At 69.4% G+C, this 9488-nt stretch carries 8 protein-coding genes and 1 tRNA gene; all 9 read right to left on the bottom strand.

Annotation, left to right across the window (positions count from 1 at the left end):
* Positions 1–998 precede the first annotated feature (998 nt).
* The 9 genes from ABIC70_RS23880 to ABIC70_RS23840 all read right to left on the bottom strand — a co-directional run bounded on the left by ABIC70_RS23880 (position 999) and on the right by ABIC70_RS23840 (position 9475).
* On the bottom strand, positions 999–1148 hold the full coding sequence (locus tag ABIC70_RS23880) for a hypothetical protein (protein ID WP_354441432.1): 150 nt from the start codon (positions 1146–1148) through the stop codon (positions 999–1001).
* 117 nt (positions 1149–1265) lie between these two features.
* Positions 1266–1478 carry a hypothetical protein gene (locus tag ABIC70_RS23875; RefSeq protein ID WP_354441430.1) on the bottom strand — a complete coding sequence of 71 codons (213 nt, stop codon included), beginning with the start codon at positions 1476–1478 and terminating at the stop codon, positions 1266–1268.
* 486 nt (positions 1479–1964) lie between these two features.
* Positions 1965–2327 (bottom strand): DUF6538 domain-containing protein, encoded by a 363-nt coding sequence (locus ABIC70_RS23870; protein ID WP_354441428.1) that lies wholly within the window; start codon positions 2325–2327, stop codon positions 1965–1967.
* Positions 2328–2428: 101 nt separating this feature from the next.
* Positions 2429–2518 (bottom strand) — tRNA-Ser (locus tag ABIC70_RS23865).
* A gap of 141 nt (positions 2519–2659) precedes the next feature.
* Positions 2660–4930 carry a glycogen debranching protein GlgX gene (gene glgX / locus ABIC70_RS23860; RefSeq protein ID WP_043756238.1) on the bottom strand — a complete coding sequence of 757 codons (2271 nt, stop codon included), beginning with the start codon at positions 4928–4930 and terminating at the stop codon, positions 2660–2662.
* Positions 4931–5055: 125 nt separating this feature from the next.
* Entirely contained in the window at positions 5056–6054 is a 999-nt protein-coding gene (locus ABIC70_RS23855; protein ID WP_182593058.1) for an ABC transporter substrate-binding protein, read from the bottom strand.
* Positions 6055–6231: 177 nt separating this feature from the next.
* The gene (locus ABIC70_RS23850) at positions 6232–6957 is read right to left on the bottom strand and encodes an NUDIX hydrolase (protein WP_182593057.1); all 726 of its coding nucleotides are present in this window, start codon (positions 6955–6957) and stop codon (positions 6232–6234) included.
* Positions 6950–7834: a PhzF family phenazine biosynthesis protein gene (locus ABIC70_RS23845; RefSeq protein ID WP_043389498.1), complete on the bottom strand. Its 885-nt coding sequence runs from the start codon at positions 7832–7834 to the stop codon at positions 6950–6952. Before ABIC70_RS23845 ends, ABIC70_RS23850 begins: the two co-directional genes overlap by 8 nt.
* A 264-nt stretch (positions 7835–8098) precedes the next feature.
* Positions 8099–9475: a hypothetical protein gene (locus ABIC70_RS23840; RefSeq protein WP_182593056.1), complete on the bottom strand. Its 1377-nt coding sequence runs from the start codon at positions 9473–9475 to the stop codon at positions 8099–8101.
* Between the last annotated feature and the right edge of the window lie 13 nt (positions 9476–9488).

The raw sequence follows: 9488 nt of genomic DNA, 5'->3' as shown, positions 1-9488 counted from the left end.
ATCTGCTCTTCGCTGAACCGGCTCTTCTTCATCGTCCGTCTCCTGATCGACGGACTCTAGCTTCAGAATGAGGGCAGACCAGGGGGCAAGGTCACCGGCAATGCCGGTCGCGGCACCAGACGTGGCCAGACCGCCGCCGGCCCCACCGTTACCGCCAAAGACCGTGCCTGAATTCGTAAAGCTGTTGCCACCGGCGAAGTAGAGGCCGATGCCGCCGTCGCCGCCCCGGCCGCCGACTCACCCGACCGCGGTGCCAGGGGCACTGGCGCCCCCGGCAGTGCCACCCGCTCCGCCATTGCCGCCGGTTATCGTGCCAAGATTGCTGGCCGCACCGCCCGTGTTGATCGCGCCGTAGCCGCCCGCTCCGCCGCCGCCGCCGCCGTGCCCACCGCCACCGGCGCCACCACCCCCGCCGCCGCTGCCACCGTAAGATGCGAAGGTCGCAGTATCTGTTGTACCGTCCGTGCCGGGTGTGCCGTTATAGCCGCTGCCGCCTGTGCCGCCAGCGATACCGTCACCGTTCGTGCCGCCTAAACCACCCGACATGCCGATCGCCTCGTCCAGGTGCCCAGCATAGCGCTTCACAACGTGCGCGGCCGCGCTCAGGCAGGCAGCCTGACGCCCAGGTGCGCGAGTTGTCGAGGACAACCTCGCTTAGAAATCAGTTCCCAGACTTCTCGCGCTGATTAGTGCCGCTCATGTGCCATTTTCGCGACAGCCGGGACTACATGGAAATGCCCGCAGCGGCGGACCGGCTTGGCTACTCACATAGGCCGGCCGGCGGGTGGTCGCGGAGCTAGGCCGGGACGAAGCCTAGCGGCGCCACCTCCGGATCTCGGCCAGAAGCCCCGTGACAGCGATGATGACCACGGCCGCCGCTCCCAGGGTTTCGGGACTGAGCATCATCATGGCCAGAGTAGGCGCGGCTGACGCCGGTACGGACCATGCTGGCACACCGAAACGCGGGAATAAGCGTGGCGGCCCTGCCACGACGGCCGTTACCGGGGCTGGTCCTGGTTGAACGGCAGCTTCGACTGTGTCCGCCGACCGCGGCGCAGCTCCCCAACAAGGCCGGTGATGGCGACGATCGCAGGGGCCGCGGCGCTGATGATCGCGGCAATGGCGTAGAGGGTCTGAGGGGCCGGCATAAGGCATCCCGTGACGGCGATACCTGATTGTTGCCCGGACCCGCTAACACCCACTGCACCGGTGACGGGGCTTAACCCTCCGCGGGGCTGACCGCCGCCGGATCTAGTGAGCGCCGGCTACCTACCGCCCTTGATCGTGGCGATCCGCCGGCCGTCCTGCCTGTACATCTTGGTTCCGAAGTTCGTCCGCTTGATCACGGCCACCCGGCGGCCGTCCGCCCCGTAAACCTTCTCGGTACGGTGGAACGTGACCGCGGCGGCCGGCACCGTGATCGAGGCGACCGCGGCGAGGGCCAGGGTTAGGGCGATGGGGAGGACGATAGGGGCCATGGTGGGGGTCCTGATGGGGGGGGCAGATCCGGATGTCGCTTGATAGCGCCGAACAGCTCGCCCGCGAGGCGGAAGACCACGTCGTAGGTCTGCTGTGATTTGGCGATAAGGGTGGCTCGCTGCGGCTCGGCTCGAAATGCCGCGATGACCTGGGCAGCGTCTTGCCGTTCGGCTCGGCACGCAGCCGGAATACCGGATCGAACGCTACTTCCTGATAGTCGCCCGCCAGACGCGCCCTGCTCCGGTGGATATCCTCCAACCTGCCCCTCGGCAGCAGGGCCAAGAGCTGCCTGAACTGCGCAGAGGCCGCGTCCTCTCGGCTCACCACGAACGGCAACGGCGATCCGGCGGCTCGGATCGGATTGAGCCGGCGCTTGAGCAAGCGAACGTCGTTGGCCCAAAGCAGCCGGATCGCGGTTTGGTACGACGCATCAAGACCCAGGTCGTTCGGATCGTTCAGCGCGGCCTCATCCTGCCTCAGGTTGATCAGCGCCTCGTCTCGATCAAGCGGCACCGCCATCCGCGCCCGCTGCTCCCCTTCGGCAGCACGGTGCTGAACCAATTGATCGCCACTTGCTCGATCGCAGCCTCGGTCAGCGATGTCAGAACCACGCTCCCGACCGTGTCGCAGCCATCGGATGCCAACCGGTCACGAAGGGCTCGGCACTGCTTGTCGAAGGCGTCCGCCTCGTCGCGGACTCGGCGCTTCGCCTCCGCGAAATCAGCAGTGCTGAGCGACTTCCACAACTGCTCCCGCCCCAAGGCGGCTACGAGATCGCGGGGGACCTTGGCCTTAAAGTACCAATTCGCGCTGCCTTTGCGCTGCCCAAGGTGCGTGTAGCGGCTCACGTCGGGCATGCTCCCGGATAACACCTCGGGGTTGCAGTCGCCCAGTCGTAAGCTATTGATTTCAGTGCGTTTCGTGGCGTGTCAGCCACTTAGCAAGGCGTTGGCGGAGGGAGCGGGATTCGAACCCGCGATACCGTTTCCGGTATACACACTTTCCAGGCGTGCGCCTTCAACCACTCGGCCACCCCTCCGTCCGCGAACCGGGCGCCCGGGCGCACACGCGGCGCGCCGGGCGCGGCCAGGGCCGCGCGGTGCCGTGCTGTTAGCCGGGTGCGCCGTCCGGCGCAAGGCGCAGTCGGCCGGGCGATGCGAAAACCGCCCGGCCGCGTCCCTCACCCCTCGGCGTCGTCGAGGTGGAAGCGGACATGCTCCACGTTCGCCCGCTCGAAGGCCTGCATGACGTGCTGGTAGGAGCGCTCCATGGCGTTGTCCTCCGTCCCAGGGCTGTCCTCGGGCTTCAGCACGAACATCAGGAGCGAGCGCCCGGTCACGTCGTAGCCGGAGCCGAACTTGAAGCTCTCCACGTCCTGGCTGTCGGGCAGGTTCGTATCGAGGAGCCGCGTCCAGGCCACGCCTCCCACGGATTCGGGCAGCGTGAACGTCACGAGGTCGTGGTAGGCGTTGAACATGATCAGCAGCGTGGCGTCCCCGCCGCGGCGGTGCAGGCCGGTGGCCTGGGCGCGCCCGTCGAGCTGGACCGCGAAGGCGCGGGCCTCGCCGTCCGACCAGTTCTCGCCCGCCATCTCGCTCCCGTCCGGCCGCAGCCACGTCACGTCCTTGACGCCGAACTCCTCGTCGTACTGACCGGTGAGGAACCGCCCGCGGCTCAGGATCGGCAGGGCGTTGCGCAGGATGATCAGGCGCTGGGTGAACTCCGCGAGATCCCGCTCCTCGTCGCCGATCGCATCCCAGTCCAGCCAGGAGACTTCGTTGTCCTGGCAGTAGGCGTTGTTGTTGCCGTTCTGGGTCCGGGCGAACTCGTCGCCGGCGAGCAGCATCGGCGTGCCGCGGGACAGGAACAGCGTCGCCAGCATGTTGCGCATCTGGCGCAGGCGCACCGCCCGGATCTCCGGGTCGTCGGTGGGGCCCTCCACCCCGTAATTGTACGAGAGGTTGTGCGAGTGGCCGTCGCGGTTGCCCTCGCCGTTCGCGTCGTTGTGCTTGTCGTTGTACGAGACCGTGTCGTGCAGGGTGAAGCCGTCATGGGCGGTGAGGAAGTTCACCGAGGCCCAGGGCTTGCGCCCGCGCTTGTTGAACTTGTCGGCCGAGCCCGCGATCCGCGCCGCCAGATCCGGCAGCAGCCCGCCATCGCCCTTCCAGTAGGCGCGGACATCGTCGCGGAACCGGTCGTTCCACTCGGCCCAGCCGGGCGGGAAGCCGCCGACCTGGTAGCCCCCCGGGCCGCAATCCCACGGCTCGGCGATGAGCTTGACGTTGTTGAGCACCGGATCCTGGCGGCAGGTGTCGAGGAAGCCGCCGCCCTCGTCGAACCCGTAGGGCTCGCGGCCCAGGATCGTGGCGAGATCGAAGCGGAACCCGTCCACCTGCATCTCCTGCGCCCAGTAGCGCAGGGAATCGGTGACGAGCTGCAGCACCCGCGGATGCGACAGATTGAAGGTGTTCCCGGTGCCGGTGTCGTTGATGTAGTAGCGCGGCTCGTTGGGCAGGAGCCGGTAATAGGAGGCGTTGTCGACCCCCTTGAACGACAGGGTCGGGCCCTTCTCGTTGCCCTCGGCGGTGTGGTTGTAGACCACGTCGAGGATCACCTCGAGGCCTGCGCCGTGGAAGCGCGAGACCATCTCCTTGAACTCGGAGAAGGCGAAGTCCGGCACCGCCGCGTAGCGCCGGGCGGGGGTGAAGAACGAGATCGTATTGTAGCCCCAGTAATTCACCAGCCCCTTCTCCTGCAGGTAGTCGTCCTGCACGAAGGAATGGACCGGCAGCAGCTCCACCGAGGTGACGCCGAGGCTCTTGATGTAGTCGAGCACGTCCCGGGTCCCGAGGCCGGCATAGGTGCCGCGCAGCTTCTCCGGCACCCGCGGGTCGAGCTTGGTCATGCCCTTGACGTGGGCCTCGTACACGATGGTCTTGTCCCAGGGCACCAGCGGCTTCTGGTGCCGGCCCCAGGTGAAGGCCGGGTCGATCACCCGGGAGCGGCGGGTGTAGGGGGCGCTGTCCCGCTCGTCGAAGGTCAGGTCGTCGCCGGTCTCCATCTTGTAGCCGAACAGGGCCGGGTTCCAGGTGATCGAGCCGACGAGCCCCTTGGCGTAGGGGTCGATCAGCAGCTTGTTGGGGTTGAACCGGTGGCCGGCCTTCGGCTCGTAGGGGCCGTGGACCCGGTAGCCGTAGATCGTGCCGGGGCGGGCGTCGGGCAGGTAGCCGTGCCAGATCTCGTCCGTGTACTCGGGCAGCTCGATCCGCTCGATCTCCTGCTCGCCGGCATCGTCGAACAGGCAGAGTTCGACCTTGGTGGCGTGGGCGGAAAACAGGGCGAAGTTGACGCCGAGCCCGTCCCAGGTGGCGCCCAGGGGGTAGGGTTGGCCTTCCTGGATGCGCGTGCGGGCCGCGCGGGACTGCGATGCGGGACGACGAGTAGAGGACATGGACACTCCGGAACGCGACCCGCCCGGCCACGTGCCGCCGCGGGGAGCGTCGGGTGAACGTGCCGGAAACAGCGAAGCTCCCGCGGTGCCGCAAAAATCGCGGGCGCGTCACGACCGCGCCGCGCTCAGTTCGAGGCCGCGGCGGTGAAGCTCCGGTCCATGGCCCGCCCGACGTCCAGCGTCCTCGACAGGATCCCGTACCGCGTCGCCCGGTCCGAGGCCTCCTGGACCTCCGTCACGACACCGTCGTCGAGCGCGATCGGCCGCGTCCGCTGCGCCGTGTAGGCCGCGCGCAGGACGTCCTCCGGCAGCCTGGTCAGCGCGGCCGTGTTCCGGGCGTAGGCGTCGAGATGGTCCAGCGACCAGAGCCGCGCCCTGTCCAGGCGGCTCAGGAAGTCCTGCAGGGCGGCCCGCTTGGTGGCGATGGCGCTGTCCGAGGCGACGATGAAGGTGATGGTCGGCGTGAGGCCCGCGCCATCCGCGATCGGCCGGGCCTTGTCCCTGAGCGTCGCGAACGAGACGTAGGGCTCCCAGACCGCCCAGGCATCCACCGAGCCGGCCATCAGCGCGACCTTGGCGTCGACCGGGTTGAGCGGCGCGAAGGTGGCCTCGGATGGCGCGATCCCGGCCTTCTCCAGCGTCGCGCTGATCAGGAACTGGCCCCAGCCGCCGCGGGTGCCGGCGAGGCGCTTCCCCTTGAGGTCGGCGGCCGAGCGGATCGGCGAATCCGCGCGGACCAGGATCGCCTGCGTCCGCGGATCCGACTTGGTGCCGCCGATCGCCTTGATCGGTGCCCCGGCCGCGACGACCGTGAGGAAGGAGAGGTCGCCGGTGTAGCCGACATCGAGGGCGCCGGCGTTGAGCGCCTCCAGGATCGGCGCGGCGGCGGGGAATTCCGACCATTCGATCCGGTAGGGCAGATCCTTCGCGGAGCCGGCGCTCTCGAGGAGTGACCGGTTCCCGCCCTTCTGGTCGCCGACCCGCAGGACGACCTCATCCGCGCGGGCGGCCACCGCGGCCAGCGTCGTCGTGGCCAGCGTCGTTGTGGCCAGCGTCAGTGCGGCGGCGAGCAGCGCGCCGGCGAACCTGCGGACGCCGGGACAAGCGTGAGATCCGATGAGCATGGGGCCTGCCTCGATCCGCTGCCTGCGTTGTGCGGGGCTGTTCTGTGGAAGTCCGAGCTTATGCTTGCCGCGAGGGCGGTCAATGAAACAAAAATCTGTATTGCCCGCGATTGATGCCAGAGATGACATCCGGCCGTCCCCGCGGGGAGACGAACGTCTTTCCCCGCGCCGCGCCGGTCAGCGGGCGGGCGGGAACGCGTCCGCCAGGTAGGCCCGCACGAAGCCCGGCATCCGCGCGGCATCGATGTCGTCGCGGCCCCGCACCACGTGCATCCCGGCGAGTTCCGGCTCGGCCTCGGCGCCGAGATGGTCGGCGATCCGCGCCACGAGCCGCGCGGCCGTCTCCGGAAAGCGCACCGGCCGCAGGAACGCGAGCTGGCCCTCCCCCTCCAGCAGCACCCAATCCGTTTCGGCCTCGTCCGGTAGCGCCAGGCCGGTCTCCTCGGCGAGTTCCCGGGCGGCGCTGCCGACGAGATCGACCCGCGCGCCCTGTATGTCGTCCGGATCCGGAGTGCCGCAGGGGAAGTAGAGCTGGCCGGCATTGGCCGTGCGGGCCCCCATCTCGCCGAGCAGGACGGCGCCGTCCGAGGTCCAGGGCACGATCGCCGCGAAGGCATTGGCGATGCGGGCGTCTGCGATGCGGGCGTCGGCGTGCCGGGTGTCCCGGTAGTAGGTGAAGGTGGCGTAGCGCGTCGCGAACAGGTCGAGGTGGGCGGCCCCGTCCGCGACCGCGTGATCGCAGCACAGCAGGACGGTGCCGTCGAACATGCCGGGCGCGCGGGCGATCCGGGTCTGCCAATGCGCCGCGATGGCGTCGGCATTCTCCCGGGGGAAGGCCCAGTCGTAGGTCACGAACCGCGCCGTCACGGCGGCAAGCGGCGTGATCCGGAAGCCGTCAGACATGCAGGGTGCCGTCGGCCACGATCACCGCGGCCCCGCCGATCTCGACGCTCCGCAGGGCCCCCGCCTCGATGGTGAGCTGGAGCGCGATCTCGCTCGGCCGCCCCATCGCCTCACCCTGGCGGATCGCCACGTCGTGCGTGCCGTCGCCCAGGGCCTCGAACTGCATCAGCACCCCCGCGAAGGCGGAGGCCGCCGAGCCGGTGGCGGGATCCTCCGTGACGCCGAAATTCGGCGCGAACATGCGGACCCGCCAGCTCTGGCCGGTGCCCTCGGGGTCGGGTGTGTAGAGGTAGAGCCCGTCGTTTGGGTCGGGCGCCTGGGCCGGCCGGGCGGCGTCGAGGGCCGTCACCGAGCCCACGGGCACGCAGGTGAAGCTCGGCCCGACGCCGTGGCGGCTCGGCGCGTGCCGGCCGGTGCCGATGTCGGCGGGCTTGAGGCCGAGGAGCGGGGCCAGCAAGGCGGGCTCGGGGCCGGGACCGAGGTATTCCGGCAGGATCGGCAGCCGGAACCGCGCCCGTCCGCCGCTGCCGTCCGCCAGCGTTTCGACCACGCAGGGGACGATTCCGATCCGCTCCTCCAGGCCGAAGGCCCGGGCATCGCCCCGGGACGGATCCTGCAGCGCCAGCAGCACGGCGGTGCCCACCGTCGGGTGGCCGGCGAAGGGCAGCTCCCGGCCGGGGGTGAAGATGCGCAAGGACGCCCGGTGCCGGGCCTCCGTGGGCGGCAGGACGAATACCGTCTCCGACAGGTTGAACTCCTGCGCGATGGCCTGCATGGCGGCGGTGTCGAGCCCCTCCGCGTCGAGCACCACGGCCAGCGGATTGCCGGCGAGCCTCTGCTCGGTGAACACGTCGAGGGTGACGAAGCGGCGCGCCATCGTGTCGGGCCTTCCTGATCTGGCTGCCGCCTGACGTCCGTCCAATGCTGATGACCGTCAGCGAGCAGCGGCTCGACTCGTAACCGACGGTCCAGCTGAGGTCACGCGATGCGACGGCGGCCGTGCCGCGGAGATCACGCGGCCGCCCGCGGCCGGGACACGCGTGGTCGCGTCACCGTCGTGCAAGCGATCAACTCCTCGGTGACAGCGGACGGACCGCCGGTCCGGCGGTCGTCCGCGCGGATTACCGCCGTCGTCGGCGACTTAGAAATCCGATGTCGTCGCAGCGGCGCCCGCCCGCACGGGCGCGGCGGCCGGCGCGCCGCCATCGCCCTCGTCGGCTGTGGCGGACGCCCGGGGAAGGCCGCCCTGCTGCGTCATGCGCTGCTCTGCCGCGCCCATGGCCCGACCGACGGCGTCGGCATCCTTCGCCCAGCGCTGGCTCCAGGCGACGGCCACGACCTGCATCTTCGCCTTCGACCAGGGATGCTCCCCCCGCCACGACAGGATCTCGGCGGCGCCTTTCAGCTGGAGATCCGCGGCCTGGGCCCTGACAGCCTCGTTATAGGTTCCGAGATTGAAGCTCTGCACCGAGCCGTCGCTCATGCCGCGTGACTCGTAGGCGTCCTTGCCGATCCTGTTCGCCACGACCCGCTCGCTGACGAATTGCTGAATGGCCGCCATGGCCGCCAAGCTGGCACGGCTTCGGTCGGCGGGCATCAGGTTGGTCTGCGGGGCGACGCCGAAGCCGACCACCACGCGTTCGCCGTTCTCGTCCGTGAAGACGCGGGCACCCATCGTGTAGGCGAGCCAATCCGGGTTCCCGGCCTTGATCGCCTCGAATTGCTGGCGGATCGGCGGCTGAGGGGCTTCACGCTGCAGGGTCAACGTCGTGTTCCAGATGGTCTCCGCGATGCCGGCGAGCTTCGGCGACCAGATCAGACCTGTCAGGACGTGGTACTTGCCTGCATCCTCCACGCTCGGCCCCTCGCACTGAACAACGGTGAACGCACCGGAGGCGAACATCTCCGCCCTGCTCTCGATGCTCTGGTCGATCCGCAATTGCTGCGTGGCGATCGCCGCGCGCTGCTGCGCCGCGGTCCCGCCCGACCATTGCGGATCGAATTTCTTGATCTCGGCATCGAGGGCCTTGTCCGCGAGGACGCGCGACTTGTCGACGATCGACAATTGCTCGACGACAGGCCGCAGGGACGGCGGTGCGTCGCTCCCGCCGAACATCTGGACGGCCGCTGACCGGCTCGACCGCATCGTCGAGCGCATCGACTCCGCGAGGGCCTTTCGCGCGCTGATCTCCGCGTAGGTGAAGGCCGCATTGCGACCGACGAGCCAATTGCGGGAGCCCGGCGGCTCGGCGACCGCCGCCTGCTCGTGGGCGACGTAGACGAAGTAGCCGTTCTTCTTCTCGTTCTTGCCGTCCTCGAGCTTCTCCTTCGCCTTCCAGTCCGCCCAGCACGTCTCGACCGAGGCGGGCCGCGCGCCCGCGGTGAGATGGGCGCCGCCGTTGAGCGCCGCCGCCGCTTCCGCGGACCCGGCCGGCTCGGGCGACTGAGCGGCGGCTCCATTCAGGCCGGCGAGCAACAGGGTGGCCAGACCGAAGGCCTGGCGGCAGATCGCGGTCATCCGGTTTCTCCCA

Source organism: Methylobacterium sp. 1973 (assembly GCF_040545035.1).
GTDB classification, from domain to species: Bacteria; Pseudomonadota; Alphaproteobacteria; order Rhizobiales; family Beijerinckiaceae; genus Methylobacterium; species Methylobacterium fujisawaense.
The sequence above is the reverse complement of the archived record's forward strand: the minus strand, read 5'-3'. Positions and strand labels throughout refer to the sequence as shown.